Annotated in this window: 13 protein-coding genes and 1 pseudogene; 6 read left to right on the forward strand and 8 right to left on the reverse strand. The window is 58.3% G+C overall.

Annotated elements, in window-relative coordinates:
• The first annotated feature begins 97 nt into the window (after positions 1–97).
• The 5 genes from ACJ8MK_RS02280 (at position 98) to ACJ8MK_RS02300 (ending at position 7,737) form a co-directional block, all read left to right on the forward strand.
• Positions 98–1,798: a GGDEF domain-containing protein gene (locus ACJ8MK_RS02280; protein WP_442517466.1), complete on the forward strand. Its 1,701-nt coding sequence runs from the start codon at positions 98–100 to the stop codon at positions 1,796–1,798.
• A 255-nt stretch (positions 1,799–2,053) separates the two neighbouring features.
• The gene (pncB, locus tag ACJ8MK_RS02285; RefSeq protein ID WP_033654234.1) at positions 2,054–3,259 is read left to right on the forward strand and encodes a nicotinate phosphoribosyltransferase; all 1,206 of its coding nucleotides are present in this window, start codon (positions 2,054–2,056) and stop codon (positions 3,257–3,259) included.
• Between the two features lie 213 nt (positions 3,260–3,472).
• Positions 3,473–4,873 carry an asparagine--tRNA ligase gene (asnS, locus tag ACJ8MK_RS02290; RefSeq protein ID WP_033637870.1) on the forward strand — a complete coding sequence of 467 codons (1,401 nt, stop codon included), beginning with the start codon at positions 3,473–3,475 and terminating at the stop codon, positions 4,871–4,873.
• A gap of 301 nt (positions 4,874–5,174) precedes the next feature.
• Positions 5,175–6,302, forward strand: a complete 1,128-nt coding sequence (gene ompC, locus ACJ8MK_RS02295) for a porin OmpC (RefSeq protein ID WP_043147158.1) — start codon at positions 5,175–5,177, stop codon at positions 6,300–6,302.
• A gap of 244 nt (positions 6,303–6,546) precedes the next feature.
• Complete coding sequence (locus tag ACJ8MK_RS02300) at positions 6,547–7,737, forward strand: amino acid aminotransferase (protein ID WP_039566691.1); 1,191 nt, start codon at positions 6,547–6,549, stop codon at positions 7,735–7,737.
• A 76-nt stretch (positions 7,738–7,813) separates the two neighbouring features.
• On the opposite strand, the gene ACJ8MK_RS02305 is transcribed toward ACJ8MK_RS02300, so the two are convergent.
• The 7 genes and pseudogenes from ACJ8MK_RS02305 to cmoM all read right to left on the reverse strand — a co-directional run bounded on the left by ACJ8MK_RS02305 (position 7,814) and on the right by cmoM (position 18,542).
• The gene (locus ACJ8MK_RS02305) at positions 7,814–8,461 is read right to left on the reverse strand and encodes an MBL fold metallo-hydrolase (protein WP_033646596.1); all 648 of its coding nucleotides are present in this window, start codon (positions 8,459–8,461) and stop codon (positions 7,814–7,816) included.
• Between the two features lie 64 nt (positions 8,462–8,525).
• Positions 8,526–9,074 carry a YcbK family protein gene (locus ACJ8MK_RS02310; protein ID WP_033637866.1) on the reverse strand — a complete coding sequence of 183 codons (549 nt, stop codon included), beginning with the start codon at positions 9,072–9,074 and terminating at the stop codon, positions 8,526–8,528.
• A 180-nt stretch (positions 9,075–9,254) separates the two neighbouring features.
• Positions 9,255–11,063 (reverse strand): annotated as a pseudogene (ldtD, locus tag ACJ8MK_RS02315) (L,D-transpeptidase).
• Between the two features lie 220 nt (positions 11,064–11,283).
• Positions 11,284–15,732, reverse strand: a complete 4,449-nt coding sequence (gene mukB / locus ACJ8MK_RS02320) for a chromosome partition protein MukB (RefSeq protein ID WP_442517467.1) — start codon at positions 15,730–15,732, stop codon at positions 11,284–11,286.
• The gene (gene mukE / locus ACJ8MK_RS02325) at positions 15,729–16,457 is read right to left on the reverse strand and encodes a chromosome partition protein MukE (RefSeq protein ID WP_033637863.1); all 729 of its coding nucleotides are present in this window, start codon (positions 16,455–16,457) and stop codon (positions 15,729–15,731) included. The genes mukB and mukE overlap by 4 nt, the downstream gene beginning before the upstream one ends.
• A complete protein-coding gene (gene mukF, locus ACJ8MK_RS02330) occupies positions 16,438–17,760 on the reverse strand; it encodes a chromosome partition protein MukF (RefSeq protein WP_004928228.1) in 1,323 nt (440 codons plus the stop codon). Before mukF ends, mukE begins: the two co-directional genes overlap by 20 nt.
• The gene (cmoM, locus tag ACJ8MK_RS02335; RefSeq protein WP_033646604.1) at positions 17,757–18,542 is read right to left on the reverse strand and encodes a tRNA uridine 5-oxyacetic acid(34) methyltransferase CmoM; all 786 of its coding nucleotides are present in this window, start codon (positions 18,540–18,542) and stop codon (positions 17,757–17,759) included. The genes mukF and cmoM overlap by 4 nt, the downstream gene beginning before the upstream one ends.
• A gap of 152 nt (positions 18,543–18,694) precedes the next feature.
• Between cmoM and elyC the strand changes: the two genes are divergently transcribed.
• A complete protein-coding gene (gene elyC / locus ACJ8MK_RS02340) occupies positions 18,695–19,468 on the forward strand; it encodes an envelope biogenesis factor ElyC (RefSeq protein ID WP_033654239.1) in 774 nt (257 codons plus the stop codon).
• A 7-nt stretch (positions 19,469–19,475) separates the two neighbouring features.
• Here the strand turns inward: elyC and ACJ8MK_RS02345 are convergent, their stop codons facing one another.
• Complete coding sequence (locus ACJ8MK_RS02345; RefSeq protein ID WP_440481230.1) at positions 19,476–20,372, reverse strand: YcbJ family phosphotransferase; 897 nt, start codon at positions 20,370–20,372, stop codon at positions 19,476–19,478.
• Positions 20,373–20,497 lie beyond the last annotated feature (125 nt).

The following is a 20,497-nucleotide window of genomic DNA, read 5'->3' on the forward strand; positions in this document are numbered from 1 at the left end:
TGCTAAAAAACCGCCACCGGAGGGCGCCGGCATAGTTGAGGCGACGCAGGCGGCATGGTGGTATAATTGCGGCATCAGGCTCAGGATGACTCGCACTATGAAAATTAAATACGCAATCTATTTTTTTACCCTGTGCCTGATGACTTCCTTCTCTCTGTTCATCGTCGATGAGCTGCTCGAAGCCCATACCGACTACCGCGATAACCAACTCAATCTGTACAAAATTGATCGCGCCAAAGAAATCTCCGAAGCCTTTCAGGCTGCCTTGCAGGCGCACCGCCTCAAACGCTTGAGCCTGATCGATCCGCAAATCACCCGAGCGCAATGTTTGGCCGCCGATCGGGCGGCGCGCGAAAGAATTACCCGCATCCGCGAACATCTGGACGATGAGGTCGCCAGACAGCTCGGGGTTCGGCAAAAAATCGCCGCGCTGTCGATGATCAGCCTGATGGAACAGCTGCTGGATAATGACAACCTGCAGCTTTCGCAGGTCAATAACACCAACGCCAATCTGTTCAACATCAACAGCGCCTATTACATCTCGCAAACCAGTAAGAGCTATTACCGCTACACCTACGATACCCGGATGGTGGATACCGACTCTTTTATGTTTCTCGAGGCCATCCGCCTTAATAACCGGCTGAATATGTCACTGACGGAATTGAGCGATCAGATTATCGACGTCAACGTCAGACCGCTCGTTCGCAAAGACGCCTACCTGAAGTCCATTCAGCTGACCGGCGTACTGAACGCGCTGAGCACCCGATTGATCTTCATGAAGATCAACTACGACGATGGACAAATCACCAACATCGTCAATGCATTGCTCGCCCAGGTTTCCGCTGAGCGCCTCCAACAGATTACCCATGGGCTGTACACCGCTATCGATACCCATCAGCCCTACCCCACCGCGCTTATTTCGCGCTATGTCGACGATGTGAGCGGGCTGTCGCAGGCGCTGTATCAACGCAGCTTCGAACTGGAAACCCTCGCGTCGCGCCACAAGATTTACGACAGCCAGACGACCATTTACGGCATGATCGCACTCGCCGGCCTGGTGGTGTTGCTGTTCATTTTGCCGGCGCTGGTGTTCTGCACCAGCATCAACCGCTGGCTGACCAAGACCCACAACAATATCGTGCGGCTGTCGCGCGGCGAGATAAATATCGATCGCAACGACGCCTTCTACAGCCAGGAATTGATCGCCATCAGCGACGCCATTCAGCAGCTCAGGCAATACCAGTTGGACAAGGTCTCGCTGGAAAGCGAGAAACAACTGCTGATTAAAGAGCTCGAGGCCTCTTCTTTCCTCGATCCGCTTACCAATATTTACAACCGCCGTAAATTCTTCCTTGAATGTCAGCTGCTGGGCGACGGCAGCTACCCGCAGGCCTTTTGCCTGATCGACATCGACAACTTCAAACAGCTCAACGACAGCTACGGCCACGACGTGGGCGACCGGGCGCTGGTGGCATTCGGCCACCTGCTGCAACGCGCGTTCCGCGCCAGCGACATCTTCTGCCGCTACGGCGGCGAAGAGTTCGCGGTGCTGCTGGGCAACTGTTCGTTGGACAACGCGCGGGACATCATGGAGCAATTGCGTGCCCGCACTCTTCGCCTGACGCTAAATCTGGCCGATGGACGGCAAGTGCGTTTCACCACCAGCTGCGGCATTGCGCCGGTCAACGCATTCACCGCGCTGCAGGCGGCGATCAAACAGGCGGACGAAGCGCTCTATTTTTGCAAAAAGAACGGCAAGGATCGGGTCAGCGTGCATACCCAGACCGGCTATATCTGATTCGCTGTTTAAAATAATTAACATTATAATTTTTATGACTAATTAGGCTAAGTCATTCACCTTACAGGCATATCTGGCTTTTTTTCCTCCCCGCCGCTATCAGGCCGCCATAAAGGCACGTTTAATCCTCGACCCGCTTTGGTGATTTATGGTGTGATGCAGCTTCAATAACAGGATAATCCGGGTATACTCCACCCCCACTTTTATGATTATCCGGATTTGGACACGCGCCTGACGAGGATGCTGTAACGCGCTATGACTCAATACGCTTCCCCGATTTTGACATCACTGCTTGATACCGATGCTTATAAGCTTCATATGCAGCAAGCAGTGTTCCATCGCTATCCCGCGATCAGCGTGGCGGCGGAATTCCGCTGCCGCGGCGACGAACTGCTGGGCGAATATGCCGACGAGATCCGCGCGCAGGTGGCGTTGATGAGCCGGCTGGCGCTGACCGATGCCGAATTCGCTTATCTTTCGGGCCTGCCCTTCTTCCGTCAGGATTACCTGAGCTGGCTGCGAACGTTCCGCTACGATCCGCAGCAGGTCACCATAGACAACCGCGACGGCAAGCTGCAAATCCGCATCGCCGGCCCCTGGCGTGAAGTGATCATGTGGGAAGTGCCGTTGCTGGCGGTGATCAGCGAAGTGGTGCACCGTCGGCGCTCTCCGCTGGCGACGCCGGAACAGGCGGTGGCGCATCTGCAAACCAAGCTGGCTCAGTTCAAGACGCTGGCGGGCGATCTGGATCTTTCGCGCTTCAAGCTGATGGACTTCGGCACCCGTCGCCGTTTCTCTCAGGGCGTGCAACAGGCCATCGTCAGCACCTTGCAGGCCGAATTCCCGTACCTGTCGGGCACCAGCAATTACGATCTGGCGCATCAGCTCAGCCTGGCGCCGGTCGGCACTCAGGCGCATGAGTGGTTCCAGGCGCATCAGCAAATAAGCCCGGTGCTGGCCAACAGCCAGCGCGCCGCCTTGCAAGCCTGGTTGGATGAATACCCGGATCAGCTTGGCATCGCGCTCACCGACTGTATCACCATGGATGCCTTCCTGCGCGACTTCGGCCCGCAGTTCGCCGAACGTTATCAGGGGCTGCGCCACGATTCTGGCGATCCCGTCGAGTGGGGTGAAAAGGCCATTGCCCATTATCAAAAGCTGGGCATCGATCCGATGAGCAAAACGCTGGTGTTCTCGGACAACCTGGATCTGGAAAAAGCGCTGGCGCTCTATCGCCATTTCTACCAGCGCATCAATCTCGGCTTCGGCATCGGCACGCGCCTGACCTGCGATATTCCCGGCGTCAAACCGCTGAATATCGTGATCAAGCTGGTCGAGTGCAAAGGCAAGCCGGTGGCCAAGCTCTCCGACAGCCCCGGCAAAACCATTTGCCAGGATCAGGCGTTCGTCAGGGCCCTGCGCAAGGCCTTCGATCTGCCGCTGGTGAAGAAAGCCAGCTGAGCCTTCTATATATAGAGAGAAAGCCGGCCCGGTTCAGGCGCCGGCTTTTTTGTTTTTATCCCGACCGCCCTCTTTTCAGCCAGCCACGATAAATGTTGCGCCAATCCGATGATTTCTGCTTGTGCTCTGCACCGCGGCAAGTAACATAGCCATTACCCCCATATTCTTGGGTTGTAAGCTATTTCTAAACCAAATTATTAAAGAGAGAAATCTATGAGCGTAGTGCCTGTAGTCGACGTACTGCAAGGTCGTGCTGCGGTTGACAGTGAAGTCACCGTACGCGGCTGGGTACGTACCCGGAGAGATTCAAAAGCTGGTATCTCCTTCCTGGCCGTCTATGACGGTTCCTGCTTTGATCCGTTACAGGCCGTCGTTAATAATTCTCTGCCGAATTATCAGGATGAAGTGCTGCACCTGACCACCGGTTGCTCAGTTGAAGTTACCGGCAAGGTCGTCGCCTCACCGGGCGAAGGCCAGAGCTTTGAGCTGCAGGCCACCGCGATCAACGTGGTCGGCTGGGTCGACGATCCGGATACTTACCCAATGGCGGCCAAACGCCACAGCATCGAATACCTGCGCGAAGTGGCCCACCTGCGCCCGCGCACCAATCTGATCGGCGCCGTGGCGCGCGTGCGTCATACCCTGGCGCAGGCGATCCACCGCTTCTTCCATGAAAATGGTTATTTCTGGGTGTCCACCCCGCTGATCACCGCCTCCGACACCGAAGGCGCCGGCGAAATGTTCCGCGTGTCCACGCTGGATCTGGAAAACCTGCCGCGCACCGACAAGGGCGCCGTCGATTTCAGCCAGGACTTCTTCGGTAAGGAAGCCTTCCTCACCGTTTCCGGCCAGCTGAACGGCGAAACTTACGCCTGTGCGCTGTCCAAGGTATACACCTTCGGCCCAACCTTCCGTGCCGAAAACTCCAACACCAGCCGCCACCTGGCGGAGTTCTGGATGATCGAGCCGGAAGTGGCCTTCGCGACGCTGGACGATGTCGCCGGCCTGGCCGAAAGCATGCTGAAGTATGTGTTCCAGGCGGTGCTGGATGAACGTGCAGACGATCTGAAATTCTTCGCCGAACGCGTGGATAAAGACGCAATCTCTCGTCTGGAGCGCTTCGTCTCTTCCGATTTCGCCCAGGTGGACTACACCGACGCCATTGAGATCCTGCTGGCCTCTGGCCAAACCTTCGAAAACCCGGTTTCCTGGGGCATCGATCTCTCTTCCGAACATGAACGTTATCTGGCGGAGAAACACTTCCAGGCGCCGGTGGTGGTGAAGAACTACCCGAAAGACATCAAAGCGTTCTATATGCGCATGAACGAAGACGGTAAAACCGTTGCGGCCATGGACGTGCTGGCACCGGGCATCGGTGAAATCATCGGCGGTTCGCAGCGTGAAGAACGCCTCGACATGCTCGATCAACGTCTGGAAGAGATGGGCCTGAATAAAGAAGACTACTGGTGGTATCGCGATCTGCGCCGCTACGGCACCGTGCCGCATTCCGGTTTCGGCCTGGGTTTTGAACGTTTAATCGCCTATGTCACCGGCGTGCAAAACGTGCGCGATGTGATTCCGTTCCCACGCACACCACGTAACGCAAGCTTCTAATTCATACGATCAAACGTTTTTTAAACGATTTCGTTACAAAACAAAGGCCAGCCTCGCTGGCCTTTCGCATTTTTTAATATTGACGCACATCACAAAGTTCCCGAAAAATTACATTTAGTTACACATACTTTCCTTTTGCAACCTGATTGGGACATTGGTATCATTTTCGTCCTAGATTAACCCGCCTGTGAATGGAACACTGCGTTCAGACACAGGACGACACCAATCTATCAACAATAGTTCCCAAAGAATTATTGGCGGCAGTGGCAAAGGTGTCCGAATAACACCAATGAGGGTAATAATGATGAAGCGCAACATTCTTGCAGTGGTTATCCCGGCTCTGTTGGCTGCTGGTGCAGCAAACGCAGCTGAAATCTACAACAAAGACGGCAACAAGCTGGATCTGTACGGCAAAGTTGACGGTCTGCACTACTTCTCCGACGACAAAGGCAATGACGGCGATCAGACCTATGTTCGTTTCGGCTTCAAAGGTGAAACCCAGATTACTGACCAACTGACCGGTTACGGCCAGTGGGAATACAACGTTCAGTCCAACCACGCCGAATCTCAGGGCACCGAAGGCACCAAAACCCGTCTGGGCTTTGCCGGTCTGAAATTCGCTGACTACGGCTCCTTCGACTACGGCCGTAACTACGGCGTACTGTACGACGTGGAAGGCTGGACCGATATGCTGCCAGAGTTCGGTGGCGATACCTACACCTACTCCGACAACTTCATGACCGGCCGTACCAACGGCGTTGCGACCTATCGTAACAACAACTTCTTCGGTCTGGTTGACGGTCTGAACTTCGCTCTGCAATACCAGGGCAAGAACCAGAACGACGATCGCGACATCAAGAAACAAAACGGCGACGGCTGGGGCATCTCCTCTACTTATGACATCGGCGAAGGCGTAAGCTTCGGCGCTGCATACGCTTCTTCCAACCGTACCGACGACCAGAAACTGCGTTCCAACGAACGTGGCGACAAGGCTGACGCATGGACCGTGGGTGCGAAATACGACGCCAACAACGTTTACCTGGCGGCGATGTACGCAGAAACCCGCAACATGACTCCGTTCGGCGGCGGTAACTTCGGTGCAGGCTGTGCAGCTACCGATGACAAGTGCGGTGGCTTCGCGAGCAAAACTCAGAACTTCGAAGTCACTGCTCAGTACCAGTTCGACTTCGGTCTGCGTCCAGAAGTGTCTTACCTGCAGTCTAAAGGCAAGAACCTGAACGTCCCAGGCGTAAGCTCTGACCAGGATCTGGTTAAATATGTTTCTGTTGGTACCACTTACTACTTCAACAAAAACATGTCCACCTACGTTGATTACAAAATCAACCTGCTGGATGACAACGAGTTCACCAAAGCAACCGGCACCGCTACCGACGATATCGTAGCCGTTGGTCTGGTGTACCAGTTCTAAGTTGTCTCGCTTAACGGCGGTTTACCGTCGGCTAAGTTAAAAAACAGGGCTTCGGCCCTGTTTTTATTTGTTTCTCCCGGTAACGTTTTATCCTGCAGATTTCCCCTTCCCCATCATTTTTTCTGTCGAATCCTTCCCGTTCACAAGATCGCGGTGTTTTTATCGCAAACGGTTGGCAAAGCCGATAACTGGCGCTACCCTGATGCTTCTGTCTGCTTAACTCCGAGATTTGGAAGCACCTGACATGTTTGAAAAAATCACCGCCGCACCCGCCGACCCGATCCTGGGCCTGACCGACATTTTCCGCGCCGACGCCCGCCCGAATAAAATCAATTTAGGGATTGGCGTTTATAAAGACGAAACCGGCAAAACGCCGGTGCTGACCAGCGTAAAAAAAGCTGAACAGTATCTGCTGGAAAACGAGACCACCAAAAACTATCTCGGCATTGAAGGCATCCCGGCGTTCGCCAGCTGCACGCAAGAGCTGCTGTTCGGCAAAGAGAGCCCGATCGTTACCGCGCGGCGCGCGCGTACCGCACAGACGCCCGGCGGCACCGGCGGCCTGCGCGTGGCGGCAGACTTTATCGCCAACCAGACCAGCGCCAAGCGCATCTGGATCAGCAACCCAAGCTGGCCAAACCACAAGAACGTCTTTAGCGCCGTAGGCCTGGAAGTGCTGGAGTACGCCTACTACGACGCCGCCAACCACGCGTTGGACTTTGACGGCCTGCTGAACAGCCTGAAACAGGCGCAGGCCGGTGATGTGGTGCTGTTCCACGGCTGCTGCCATAACCCGACAGGTATCGATCCAACGGCGGAACAGTGGGCACAGCTGGCTGAGCTTTCCGTCGCCAATGGCTGGCTGCCGCTGTTCGATTTCGCCTACCAGGGCTTCGCCAACGGTCTGGAAGAAGATGCGCAGGGCCTGCGTATTTTCGCCGCCAAACATCAAGAGCTGATCGTTGCCAGCTCCTACTCGAAAAACTTCGGCCTGTACAATGAGCGCGTCGGCGCTTGCACCCTTGTGGCTGCCGATGCCGAAACCGCCGATCGCGCCTTCAGCCAGGTGAAAGCGGCCATTCGCGCCAACTACTCCAACCCGCCGTCACACGGCGCGGCGGTTGTCGCCACCATTCTGGGCAACGATGCGCTGCGCGCGATGTGGGAGCAGGAACTGACCGACATGCGCCAGCGTATTCACCGCATGCGTCAGCTGTTCGTGAACACCCTGCAGGAGAAAGGCGCGCAGCAGGACTTCAGCTTCATCATCCAACAGAACGGCATGTTCTCGTTCAGCGGCCTGACCAAAGAACAGGTGCTGCGTCTGCGCGAAGAGTTCGGCGTCTACGCCGTGAACTCGGGCCGGGTAAACGTGGCCGGCATGACGCCGGACAACATGGCGCCGCTGTGTGAAGCCATCGTCGCCGTGCTCTAAAGGCATCGACGCGGGTCATAAATCGTAAAAAAGGGCGCTCTATGCGCCCTTGATTATTTCTGCCGGGAAATAATCGTTACCACACCGCCGGCTCTTCGCGCAGGAACGGGTTGGTCTGGCGCTCGTGGCCGAAGGTCGACATCGGGCCGTGGCCGGGAATAAAGCGCATGTCGTCGCCCAACGGCAGCAGTTTGGTGCGAATAGAGGCGATCAGCGCCTGATGGTCACCGCGCGGGAAGTCGCTGCGCCCCACGCCACCGTTAAACAGCACGTCGCCCACCAGCGCCAAACGCGCCTGCTCATTAATAAAGACGATGTGGCCCGGCGTGTGCCCAGGGCAATGCAACACCTTGAGCGTCATCTCGCCCACCTGCATCTCATCGCCTTCCGACAGCCAGCGGGTCGGCGTCAGCGGCGCGCACTCTTCCAGCCCAAACATCCGGCTCTGCGCCGGCAAACCGTCCAGCCAAAACGCGTCTTCTTTATCCGGGCCATAGATTGGCACCTGATAATGGTCCGCCAGCTCCGCCGCCGCGCCGACATGATCCAAATGGCCGTGCGTCAGCAAAATCTGGGTGACCGTCACCCCCTGACGCGCGACTTCCGCTTTGATTTTTTCCGCTTCACCGCCGGGATCGACCAACGCCGCCTGCTGCGTGTTTTCACACCAAATCAGACTGCAGTTCTGGCTAAAGGCGGTAACGGGAATAAGATGGTATTTCATAAGGCTCCAATGACAATAACGCCGCTTCCGCAAGGGGCGGCGTTATTCACTGACGGCACAGCGATTACCAGGTCCGAACCGGGCCGGTATCGATGTGTACGAAGTTGCTACGTGGGTAATATCCTACACCACCGGCGCGCATTTTTAACGCCGCTTTGCGGATATTGCTCAATTGGATACCTTCGATGTGGAAATCCATCGCCTGGCCTTTGGTGTGGTAGCTGTGCTTAGCCACGCCGCGGCTATGCGCACGCAGTTCGTTGTTGGTGTCTACGGAACGGTATCCGGAGATCAGCTGCACCGGCTTGCTGGTGCCCAGCAGCCCCTGCAGACGATAGAGGTGATCAAACAAGCGGGGATCGATCGATTTAACCTTGTTGGCGCGATAATCGCGGAACAGATGATTTAGCCGCACCAACTCTTCTTTATTGTAACCTTTGCCGTCAAAGAACTCGGCTTTAATAGATTCACCGGTATTCAGGTTATTCAACACTAAAATACGCGGTCGAGCGGTGGAAATACTGGCAAACGCTTGCCCTGGAAGCAGCGCTATGCCCATAGCGGCGCCACCTAGCGCCAGCCATTTACGGCGGTGATGATCAATTTTGTCCATGACTCTGTTAAACCCGGCAAGAATGTCAAAATAAATGCACAAAGCAGCGCACTGTCCGAACCATAACCGCCTGCGTATGCTGAGTCAACCCGCGATACGCCTAGGTTTACAGGCCCCCGGCTACGAGGGCCTGCGGTATAGCCAAACATTCTGACCGTTATTTATTTATAATTACTGCATTTACTGCATTAATTTTTTGGCCTGAGCCAAAATTTGTGCGCCCGATCGCACCGTATTATCATAATTGTAAATATCTGTACGGAATTGCGGTTGGCCGTCATCCGAAACCCAGGCGGTCAGATAATACAGTTTTACGGGAATACGCTGGCGAATATTCACATAAGTGGTATTCCCTTCTTTCAGCGTGGAAGACACGCGGCTGTTGTTCCAGCCGGCGTCCTGCAGCAGCATATTCGCCAAATCGGAAGCCTTGTTCACCCGCACGCAGCCGGAGCTGAGCGCGCGGATGTCTTTCTGGAACAGGCTGTGGTTCGGGGTATCGTGCAGGTAGATGGCGTCCGAGCTCGGCATATTGAACTTGAAGCGCCCCAGCGAGTTGGTGGCGCCCGGCGCCTGACGCACGCGATACGGGAAGTTGCGCGCAGAGACCATGCTCCAGTCGATCATCGCCGGGTTGATCACTTCCGCATCGTTACTCCAGCCCGACAGCACGGTATAGCCGTGTTTCTGGAAGTAGTTACCGTCACGCATCGCCTTCGGCACGATGTCCTCACGCACCAGGGTAGTCGGCACGTTCCACGGCGGGTTGACCACCACGTTATTCAACGCGCTGCTCATCAGCGGCGTCTTGCGGCTCGGCCGCCCGACGATAACGCGGGAAGACAGCACCTCATTGCCGTTCTGGTAGTAGGTCAGCGAATAGTTGGGAATGTTCACCATGATGCCGGTGCCGACATGCCCCGGCAGGATCCGCAGGCGCTGGATATTCAGCGCCAGCAGCGCGGCGCGGGTTTTCGGTGACACGTTGAGCCACTCGCGGGTGCGCACGCCGATCACACCATCCGCCGTCAGCCCTTGCCATTTCTGGAAGCGCTTGACGCCCTACACCAGTTCGTCGGTATAGAGGTTATCGCTCACCACGCTGCCAATCTGCGGCGGCGTCTGTTCCGCGGTCAGCTCCGTCACCGGCGCTGCCGATGGACTGACCGTCACGCGGCTTTTCTCTTCGTCTACCGTCAGCCCGCCGTCGTCGGGCTCATTGATCTTCGCCGAGACCACCGCCGGTTCCGGATCCGCTTCCGGCGCCGAGGCGGCGAGCATACCGGTGCGCGTCAGGATCTCACGCAGCGCCGGAATATCATTGCTCATTTGGCCTGGACGCAGGCTCGGGCCGCTGCCCACCTGCGGCCAGGGACGATTATCCGCCAGCATGTCGCGCAGCGCCTGATGCATCTTGGCGTATTGCGGATGCTGCGGCGCGAGCGAATTCACGTAGCTCAGAGTACGCGCCTGGCGCACCGCCAGCTGCCATTGGTTGATCACCGCGGTGGGCGGCAAGCCAAGCTTGTAGGGAATATTGCTGTACAGCCAGTTGTTGCCGTTGGCACCGATGGCGGAGACGAACTGCAAATAGCCCAGCATCGCATCGGACAGCACCGCATCGCGGCCCGCTTCACTGAGCGCCGGATCGGTCAACATCTTCACCCATTGGGTGAACTGCGGCTGCACGCCGGACATCGCCAGCTCGGCCAGCTGCTGCTGAAATTGCTGAACGGCTTCGCGATCCTGCCACATCGGCTGCATGTGATTCGCCGCATACAGCGGCGCCAGCGTGGACAGGTAGTGCAAATCCATGCCGCGCGGCAACGCGGCCAGCAGTTCAGAACGGCTCTGCGCAACGGACATGCCTGCTGATGCCACCGGCAACGCCGGGACGGTGGCCGATGCGGAAAACGACGACACAAGACTACAGGCGATAGCGCCACTCAGCGCCAAACGTCGTAGAGAGTTTCCCTTTTTAAGCAACATCCCTTGCCCCCTGTATGCTCACAAAAAAAACGTCAAAAACTGCATATAGTTTCAGTATACAAACAGAAAGGCCGTTTCGCCCTGCGGGCGCCGAATAACTGTTTATGTGATTAAACTAACCGCTTTTCAACGGATAAAAAAGCAGGACTATCATCCACGCGCACAAAAAAATAGCCACCCTGCGGCGGCTATTTTCGGATTTTTAGGGCGTTTTTCTGCGTTACGGCGTTTCAACCGGCGCAGTACCCAGCGCCGGCGGCTCACCGGCGAAACCGCGCAGCCCCACCACGTGCACATGCTCGTGGTTCTGGAACACTTTACGCACCAGTTTATAGGTGGTGCCCTTCTCCGGACTGATGTTTTCCGGCGCCGCGATGATCAGCTGCATTTCCAGACGGTCGCACAGTTCGAACAGCGTAGCGATCGACTTGGCATCCAGACGCGCCGCTTCATCGAGGAACAGCAGGCGACACGGCGAGATGTCTTTACCGCGCAGGCGGCGGGATTCTTCTTCCCAGCTCTGCACCACCATCACCAGGATTGACATCCCGGTACCGATGGCTTCACCGGTAGACAACGCGCCGCTTTCCGCACGCAGCCAGCCGTCGGAGCCACGGTATACCTCCACTTCCATCTCCAGGTAGTTGCGGTAGTCCAGCAACTCCTCGCCGATGGTCTGTGGTGTGCGCTGCCCCATGTCGATCTGCGGATTCAGGCGCTGATACAGCTTGGCCAACGCTTCGGAGAAGGTCAGACGGTTGCTGTTGAACAGATCCTGATGCTGTTCCTGCTGCTCGGAGAGCACATCCAGCAGGGTAGCATGCGCTTCGCGCACATTGACGTTCAGGCGCACGCTCTTCACCTGGCCGAAGGAAACGGCCTGCAGCCCCTGGTTCAGCATGCGAATGCGGTTCTGCTCGCGCTGAATGGTTTTGCGAATGATGTTGGCCACGCTTTTCGAACTGATCGCCAGCTTCTGCTCGCGCGCGGTCAGCTCTTCGGTCAGACGGCCCAACTCGATTTCCATCTGTTCGATGGCCTCGACCGGATCGTCGGTGCGGATGATGTCCTGACGGATGCGCTCGCGCAGGTGCTGGTACACCGCGATATAGAACTGAATCTTACGCTCCGGCCGCTTCGGATCTTCCGACAGGCGCAGCACATCGCGCAGGTGTTCGTTATCCGCCACGGCCAGACGCAGCGCACCGAGCGCCTTATCCGACATCGAGCGCAGCTCGTCGCCATCCATATACGCCAGCTCGCGGCGGTGCAGGCGGCGTTCCACGCCGTTGTCTTTCACCAGGCGCATCACCGCGCACCAGCCCGCCTTGGCGGTCACCACCTGCTCACGCAGCTGATGATAATCGCGTTCCAGCTTGCGCAGTTTCTTCTGCAGGCCGTCCATTTCGGCTTCGCAGAAGGTCAGCTGTTTCTCCAGCTGATTGCGGCGAGCGCGGTTGTTGCTCAGCGCCGCATGCAGTTCGTCGCGACGCGCGCGGGCGCGCGCTTCGGCATTGGCGTCGGCCTGCACGCCGATGTCCACCAGCTCTTGGCTCAGCTCTTTCAGCATGTCGCGCTTGGCGTCGTACGAGCTTTTCAGCGAGGCCAGCACCTGGCTGTACTGGGTGAACTGGGTTTGATACTGACGCAGTTGCTCACGGGCGCGGGCGCGTTCGGCTTCCGCCTGCTCCAGACGCTGGCGCAGCTTATCGTTCAGATCGTTGTTGGCATTCTGCATGCCGGCAGAGTCGGTGTAGCTGAAGTGCGCACGACGCTGCACCACTTCAGTGAGCGCGAACGCCTGCTGTTTAGCCTGACGCTGCACGCTTTGCGCCTGCGCGTAATCCTGCTGCAGCTGTTCATGCTGCTGCGGATCGCTCTGCAGCACCGACAGCAGCGGCTCCAGCTTGGCCAGCGACACGCCGTGCTGCTGAATATGACGCGCGGCGTCCTGCGCTTCTTCCAGCTCTTCGCGCATCTCGTCGACGCGGTCCTGCAACGTTTCATCGTTCAGCAACGACACCAGCGGCATCAGGCGGTTGAGCGCGGAAATGCCCTCTTTGGCCTGATCGTACTGCTGACGCTGCTGCTGGTTCTGCGCTTCGTGATTGTTCAGCGCGCGTTCGATTTCGCCACGGCGGGCGTTCAGGCCGCGGATCTCCGCTTCCGGGTCGGCGTCGAACGCCACCGCCAGATGGGTGCCGATAAAGCGGCTGAAAGCCTGGTGCGAGCGCTGGGTTTTCTGCACGTCGAACGACAGCGTGGCATAGCGCTCCGCCAGCGTTTCACGCTCGGCATGCAGCACTTCCAGGCGGTTTTCGCGCGCCGCGCGGCCGAACAACGGCACTTCCGGGTAGCGGGAGTAACGCCACTGGCGATCGGCGATTTTCACCACCACCGCTTTTTCCTGCTCTTCGACGGCGAATACGCTGTCATCGAACGACTGCGGATCCCCTTCGATCAGGTAAAGATCTTCCGGGCAATCTTCCAGCCCTTCCAGCATCTCGCGCACCAGCGACAGATCCGGCACCACGATGGCGTGGCGCGAAGGGCCGTACAGCGCCGAGAAGTAAGGCGCGTCGTCGATGGTGACGTCATCGTAGATTTCCGACAGCAACACGCCGCCGAAACGTTCGGCCAGCGTGACCAGGCGTTGATCTTCCGCGCCGCCCGGCTGGCTGAGACGTTCGATCTGCGCTTCCACTTCACGTTTGCGGGTCGCCACTTCGTCGCGCTCGACGGTGGTTTCACGCTCGCGCTCCAGCAGCTGCTGCATGTATTCGGTCACCTGCTGGCTGTTTTCCAGCGGCTCTCCGCTCTGATCGCTGAGCTGGCTCAGAGCGTCCTGCGCCGCCAGCCACACCGGCGCGCGCGCCGTCAGCTCACGGATGCGCTGCTGGATCTGCTCCAGCTCCTGGCGCATCTCCATGCGGCGTTCGCCGGCTTCGCTGACGTTCTGCGACAGCGCTTCCAGGCGCTCTTCCAGCTCCTGCTGCAGCATGTCGAGATCGTCCGGCTGGTACTCTTGGCCATGGCGTTTGCAAAACTCTTGCAGCAGGCGCTCGGCGTCCTGCTGCGAGCGCAGGCGCTGTTCCAGTTCGCTCAGGCGCAGGCGCAGCGGCTGAACGCGCTCGGCGAGGTGCTGCTGCGAAGGCCAGTCGCGCAGCAATTCGCGCGCGCACTGCCAGGCTTCGCTGCGGCTGACCTGGCCAGCGATTTTACCCACCAGCTGATAGGCCTGTTCGAACTGGCCGTGCGCGGCGTCGGCCACGCTCAGCTTCTGTTCCAGCATCAGCAGCGTTTCGGTCGCCTCCTGCTCGCGGGCCTGGAAGGTATCCAGCCACTGTTCGGCGTTGTCTGCGGTCAGATCCGGCAGTTGGCACAGCGCGCGTGCGCGCTCCAGCGCCTGCAGCGCCTGCTGGTACTGAATGGCGCGGGTCTGCTGCACGTCGAGCGCCTGCTGGTAGTCGGCCAGCTGGCTCTTCAGCTCATCCACTTCCAGCTCGGCCGCTTCGGCGCGCGCTTCATTTTCGGCCTGTTGCTCGCTCGCCTCGGCCACCACTTCGTTCTGCTCTTCCAGACGGTAGGTCAGCTCTTCCAGATCGGCTTCATAGCGCTCGATCTTCTCCTGCTGACGCATCGCCGTCTGCACCAGATTCAGGTGGTCGCTGGCGGCCTGGTAATCGGTTTCCAGATCGGATTCGGCACCGCTCTGTTCGCTCAGCTCGCGCGCCATTTCCACATGGCGATACTGTTCGGCGGCCAGCTGCTTGCGGCTGCCCAACAGATCGCTGCGCAGCGCCAGCGCGCCGTCCAGATGGATGCGGCGTTCGTTGGCGTGGCGCATATAGTCTGCCGCCACATAGGAAGTGGCCTCGGAGATCAGATGCTTGAACAGATCGCGATCCGACTGGGTGACGCGGATCGCTTCCAGCGTCATGCGGTTTTCGCGCAGCGCCGCTTCCATATCCTGGAACGCCTTGCGCACGCCGCTGTTTTCCGGCAGCAGGTAATCGCGCAGCGAGCGGGTGATGGCGCTGGAAATACCGCCGTACAGCGACGCTTCAATCAGACGGTAGAATTTGCTGCGATCGGCGGATGAACGCAGGCGTTTCGGGATCACGCCCAGATCGAACATCAGCGAGTGGTAATCGGTGATGGAGTTGAACTGCTTGAACTGCACGCCCTCCATCTCTTCCACGCGATCCTTCAGTTCCTGCAGCGACAGCACGCGCGCCTGGCGCTCACCCACGGTCTGGGTCAGCAGCTCGGTCGGCTGCACCGCGGTCGGCAGGCCCTGAATGGTGAACGGTTTGATGTCGACCTTGCGATCGCGCCCCGCCACCTGCTGCAGACGCACGCCGACCACCACGCGCTGATGGCGCGAGTTGACGACGTCGAGGGTGGAGTAACACACGCCGGCGCGCAGCTTACCGTGCAGGCCTTTATCGCGCGAACCGCTGGTGGCGCCCGCTTCGGTGGTGTTACGGAAGTGCAGCAGCGTCAGATCGGGGATCAGTGCGGTGACGAAAGCCGCCATGGTGGTGGATTTCCCTGCCCCGTTACCGCCGGACAGCGTGGTCACCAGCTCATCCAGATCAAAGGTGCGGGCGAAGAAGCCGTTCCAGTTAACCAGCGTCAGCGAGCGAAATTTACCGCGTTCAATCATTCCTGTTCATCCTCTGCACCGTCAGGAGCGTTATCAACCTGCTGATCCTCAGCCTCATTCTCATCGTTCAGCGACAGGCTGGTTTCAACCGGCATCGCCTCGCCGTCGCGAATCATGCGCAGCTGCGCTTCACGCGGATCGTCGCCGCTGCGCACGTCGGCGCCGAAGCGGAACACCGCCTCGGTAATGCGGAACTTGCTGCTGTCATTGCCCATGAAGTAAACCATGCCAAGGCGGCGCAGGCGGTTCAGCGAGGTGCGCACCTTTTCGTGCAGCTTCTGCCGATCGAGATCCGAACCGGTGGAGCGCTGATTGACGAACTTCAGCAGCTTGTTCTCATCGGCCAGGCTCAGCAGCTCGTCGTACAGCTCCTGATGGCTGAAAATGCCTTCGTGCGCCAGGCGCTCGGGGCTGAGGTACAGGTAGCACAAGATCTTACCCACCATCATATCCAGCTCGGACAGCACCGAGCGCGGGATCAGCGTGGTAGAGCGCGGGCGCAAATAGAAGAAACCTTCCGGCGCCCGAATCAGCTCGACGCTGTAACGGGTGTAAAATTCTTCCAGCTCATCCTGGAAATCCATTAAAAAGGCATGGTTGTCCAGCTCATCGATACCGATGTGACGACCCGCGCGCAGTTGGCTGTCCAGCGCCGGGAACAGCGAGTTGGACAGTGCCTTGGCCAGCTTGACTGGCATTACTTGTTCAATATTTGTCGATGACATGGGCCTGGACCTTGGCTCCGTAATCATTGATTGCCTGCCATTCCGCCGGCAACCCTGAGAAATCTGCTTCAGCCACACCGAGGCGCACAGCCTGGTCGACCACTAAACGTGCCACGTCGAAATGACGCGCACGCGGATATTGCGCCAGATAATCGCGCATCACCGCTGCAAGGTTGAGCGGCATCTGCTGTTCCTGATACACCTTCAGCGCCTCTTCGATCATCGCCGCCAGCTGTTCGCGAATTTCGCTGAACTCTTCGAACTCCAGATCCGGCGGCAGTTCCCCGGTCACTTCCTCGCTGCGCAGCGCCAGTTCTTCGTCGCGCATGTCCAGCAGACGATCGGCATTGGCATGGGTCAGCGCCCACGGGTGGTCGAAATAGGTTTGCACCGACTGGCGCAGGCGTTGGGCGAACACGCGGTTTTTATCCATATCGATAGCGGTACGGATAAATTTATGCACGTGGCGATCGTAGCCGATCCACAGGTCAATCGCCTGCTGGCCCCAGCTGATGATGCGATCCAGCTTGCTTTGCAGATCGAACACCAGCTTGTCGACGAAGCCCAGCTCCACGTTGCCGAGGGTGGCGTCCTGGATGCGCAGCAGGTTGGCCTGCAGCTTGTCGCCCGCCGCATCCAGCGTATCCTGCAGCTCGCGCAGGGTGCCCGAGGTTTCCGACAGCAGCATTTCACAGCTGGAGATCGCCGCCCGCCAGTCTTTGCTCAGCAGCGCCGCGATGTCGTTTTTCACGCTCTGCTGCTGCTCGTCCATCACGCGTTGGGTCATGTCGATACTGTCGAAGATTTCCGCCACCGAATATTTCAACGGCGCGAACACGTTGCGGTGCCAATGGAAATCGTCGCCGCCCTCGTCGGCGGCGTCGGCGGCGCGCTTGAGCTCCTGCGCCACGATCGACAGCTGCATCGACAGACGCAGCGTGGAGAATTCGCGTTGGCGAATATAGTAATCGGTAATGCCGATGCCCAGCGGCGTGAGGCGGTAAATCGCGTTACCGTCCGCCAGTTCGCTGGTAAAGCGGTTCAACAGGCGCTGGCGCACCATGTCGTTGATCGCATTGTTGGCGCGCATCGCCACCGTTTCATGCGTCTGTTCAAAACCCTTGCTGACATGGCGAAATGCATCAACCAGCTCACCTTCGCTCATCTCGCCGTCCAGCCGTTCGCCGTTCAGGGTGGCGATGGCGAGCAAAAATGCGAGACGCTCAGTAGGGAGCGAAATAGAGAAATCATTTTTCCGTGCCCAGGCGACCAGTTCGGGTACTGTCTGGGAAAATTCACTCATAGTTCGTCCTTCAGGTTTGGTTTATGCGCCATGACGTGAATATAGCGCCCCAAACTCACGTACGGCTCCTGCCGGCAATAGTGCTGTTCAAGCGCCAGTAACTCTTCAAATTTTTGTGTTTGCAGCTGTCTGCTCTGCAGATAGTCGTGGAACACCCGCACCCCGGTTTTGCCGCTGATGCGCATGCCCAGCTGTTCCAGCCAACCGTAGACCAATAGCGGATCGTGCGGATATTGCGGCGACAGCGAACGCTTGCGGCGCCGCCTGACCTCGGGATCCACCAGTTGGAAATTACCCAACACCACGTTGCGCATCAAGAGGCCGTTGGCGTTGAAGAACATCAGCGACAGCGCGCCGCCCGGCGTCAGGCAGTCATACAACGCCCGCAGCGCCGCTTCGGGCTCGGCGATCCATTCAAGCACTGCATGAAACAATATCAGATCAACCGGCTGTTCCAAATGTTGAGCGATATCCTGCGCAGAACTTTGTACGAATTGCATGTTCTGGCTCACACCTTTCTGCTCCGCCAGCTGCGCGGCGCGCTGGATCATCTCACCAGAAAGATCGCACAACAACACCTGATGTCCTAATTCTGCCAACTGGCAGGCCATATGGCCTTCACCGCCCCCGGCGTCGAGGATGCGCAGCGGCCGCTGCGGCAACTGCGCCAGCAGCCCGGTCAGATCCTGCCAAACCACCGCCTGGCGGATTTTTCCTTTCGTGGTGCCGTAAATATTACGCGCAAATTTTTCAGCAATATCGTCAAAATTGCGATCCTGCATGGACAACGGCTCCGCTGATCTCATTCTTGTCGGCGGCAAAGCGCACGCCCATTCAAACCTGCTATTTTGGCACAGACTGGCTTAGAATGTATCTTCTTGCGGCCCGTTTATGCCTGGATGCCGCTTTTTCACCCAAAAGGATCTGATTTTCGATGCTGTTCAACCTGAAAAAGTTCTTTGGCGCCCTGCTGATGCCGCTGCCGCTGTTGATGCTGCTGATGGGGCTGGCGCTGCTGCTGCTGTGGTTCACCCGCTGGCAAAAAAGCGGTAAGACGATTTTCACGCTGAGCTGGCTGTTTTTACTGCTTTTCAGCCTGCAACCGGTGGCCGACCGGCTGCTGCGGCCGATCGAAGCCGAATACCAGACTTATCGCGGCAACGATCCGGTCAGCTACATCGTGGTATTGGGCGGGGGCTATACCTACAATCCCGATTGGGCGCCCAGCTCGAACCTGCTCGGCAACAGTCTGCCGCGCGTGACGGAAGGCGTGCGGCTTTATCTTGCGCATCCCGGTGCCAGGATGGTGTTTACCGGCGCGTCCGCCGGACGCATGCAAAGCAACGCCGCCACTGCGGCGCTGGTGGCCGAAAGCCTGGGCGTGCCGCGCAGTGATATGGTGATCCTGGGGGAACCGCGCGATACCGAGCAAGAGGCCGCTCAGGTCGCCAAGTTGGTCGGCGAGCAACCCTTCATTCTGGTCACCTCCGCCAACCATCTGCCGCGCGCCATGCGTTTCTTCAAGGCCAAGGGCCTGCACCCGATCCCGGCGCCGGCCAACCAGTTGGCGATCGACTCGCCGCTGAATATCTGGGATCGCGCCACGCCGTCGTCAATGTTCCTCGGCCATACCGAGCGCGCCTGGTATGAAACGCTGGGCAGCCTGTGGCAATGGCTGAAAGGCGCGGACCGCGCCGGCGCCGAGTAAGGCCCGTTCAACCGGCCAGCCAGGGCAGCAGCTGTTGCGACGCATAATCGAACGGCCGCCGCTCCAGCTTGCCGGTATGGATCAAACGCCCCACCGCTTCCCACACCACGTACAGCCAGCGCCGCGCCAGAAAAGCGTCGGCGACCGGCGCGCGCCGCAGATAGCTGAACAGCAGTTGGCTGGGCATACCCGCCTCGCACAGGCGGAAAAGATCGTATTCGCGTGGCGCCCACAGCACCACGCCGGGATTGAGCATCGCCAGCAATTGATCGCTTTTGGGATCTTTCAGCATGCTGCGCAGCGACAGGTTGCCGTGCACCAGAACGCAAGGATCGTCGAAGCCGACGAAAAAATGGGTCAGCGCTTCGCGCGTGCGGTACAGCAAACGGCGATCCGCCATGGTCAGCTGCGGGGTGGTGAGATTGACCACCGTCGCCCACAGCACTTCGACCCGCTGTTGATACCAGCAAAACCAGTCGTTCTCCTGCGTGCTGTCAACGCTGCCGACGCTGCCGTGGCTGTCGATGCGGTGCCAGGCCAATATCCCGTCAACGATCTGCTCCATCAGCATATTCCAGCGATCCGGCGAACGCGTCGGCGCTTCAGCCGACACGCCGCGCAGGCGCTCGATCAGCAGGATTTCCTTGTACGGCGCCTGGTGGGTACACACCACGCCGTACACCGTAGGCAGGCGAATATCCCCGTCGCGCGCCAGCATTGACAGCTTATACGCCTCCTGCTGGGCGACACCCTGACAGATAAAGCTTTTCGCCATCAGCGGGATCGCGTTGCCCTGCCGATCATACAGCGAATACATATGCGCATAAGGCTGCTCGCTCACCCGCTCCAGCCGGCTGATGGACTCACCCAGCACAATGCTCAGTTCGGCGCGTAACTGCTCCATAAGGCATTCACCTCAGGCTAATAGGGGGGATGCGTAACATCATCGAACGGTGAGCGGAAAAATTCTTCAACGCAGATCAACAAAACGGGGATCAATAATGGAGGGTATTACATCGTCGGCGCGTT

It is taken from the genome of Serratia sp. CY38905 (genome assembly GCF_052168875.1).
In the GTDB taxonomy this organism is placed as follows: Bacteria; Pseudomonadota; Gammaproteobacteria; order Enterobacterales; family Enterobacteriaceae; genus Serratia; species Serratia sarumanii.

Excerpts from the sequence above, each read along its gene's own strand:
- ACJ8MK_RS02280 (WP_442517466.1), top strand. The coding sequence starts at position 98 with ATGAAAATTAAATACGCAATCTATTTTTTTACCCTGTGCCTGATGACT.
- mukB (WP_442517467.1), bottom strand. The coding sequence starts at position 15,732 with ATGATTGAACGCGGTAAATTTCGCTCGCTGACGCTGGTTAACTGGAAC.
- ompC (WP_043147158.1), top strand. The coding sequence starts at position 5,175 with ATGATGAAGCGCAACATTCTTGCAGTGGTTATCCCGGCTCTGTTGGCT.
- asnS (WP_033637870.1), top strand. The coding sequence starts at position 3,473 with ATGAGCGTAGTGCCTGTAGTCGACGTACTGCAAGGTCGTGCTGCGGTT.
- cmoM (WP_033646604.1), bottom strand. The coding sequence starts at position 18,542 with ATGCAGGATCGCAATTTTGACGATATTGCTGAAAAATTTGCGCGTAAT.
- ACJ8MK_RS02305 (WP_033646596.1), bottom strand. The coding sequence starts at position 8,461 with ATGAAATACCATCTTATTCCCGTTACCGCCTTTAGCCAGAACTGCAGT.
- mukF (WP_004928228.1), bottom strand. The coding sequence starts at position 17,760 with ATGAGTGAATTTTCCCAGACAGTACCCGAACTGGTCGCCTGGGCACGG.
- ACJ8MK_RS02310 (WP_033637866.1), bottom strand. The coding sequence starts at position 9,074 with ATGGACAAAATTGATCATCACCGCCGTAAATGGCTGGCGCTAGGTGGC.
- mukE (WP_033637863.1), bottom strand. The coding sequence starts at position 16,457 with ATGTCATCGACAAATATTGAACAAGTAATGCCAGTCAAGCTGGCCAAG.
- pncB (WP_033654234.1), top strand. The coding sequence starts at position 2,054 with ATGACTCAATACGCTTCCCCGATTTTGACATCACTGCTTGATACCGAT.
- ACJ8MK_RS02345 (WP_440481230.1), bottom strand. The coding sequence starts at position 20,372 with ATGGAGCAGTTACGCGCCGAACTGAGCATTGTGCTGGGTGAGTCCATC.
- ACJ8MK_RS02300 (WP_039566691.1), top strand. The coding sequence starts at position 6,547 with ATGTTTGAAAAAATCACCGCCGCACCCGCCGACCCGATCCTGGGCCTG.
- elyC (WP_033654239.1), top strand. The coding sequence starts at position 18,695 with ATGCTGTTCAACCTGAAAAAGTTCTTTGGCGCCCTGCTGATGCCGCTG.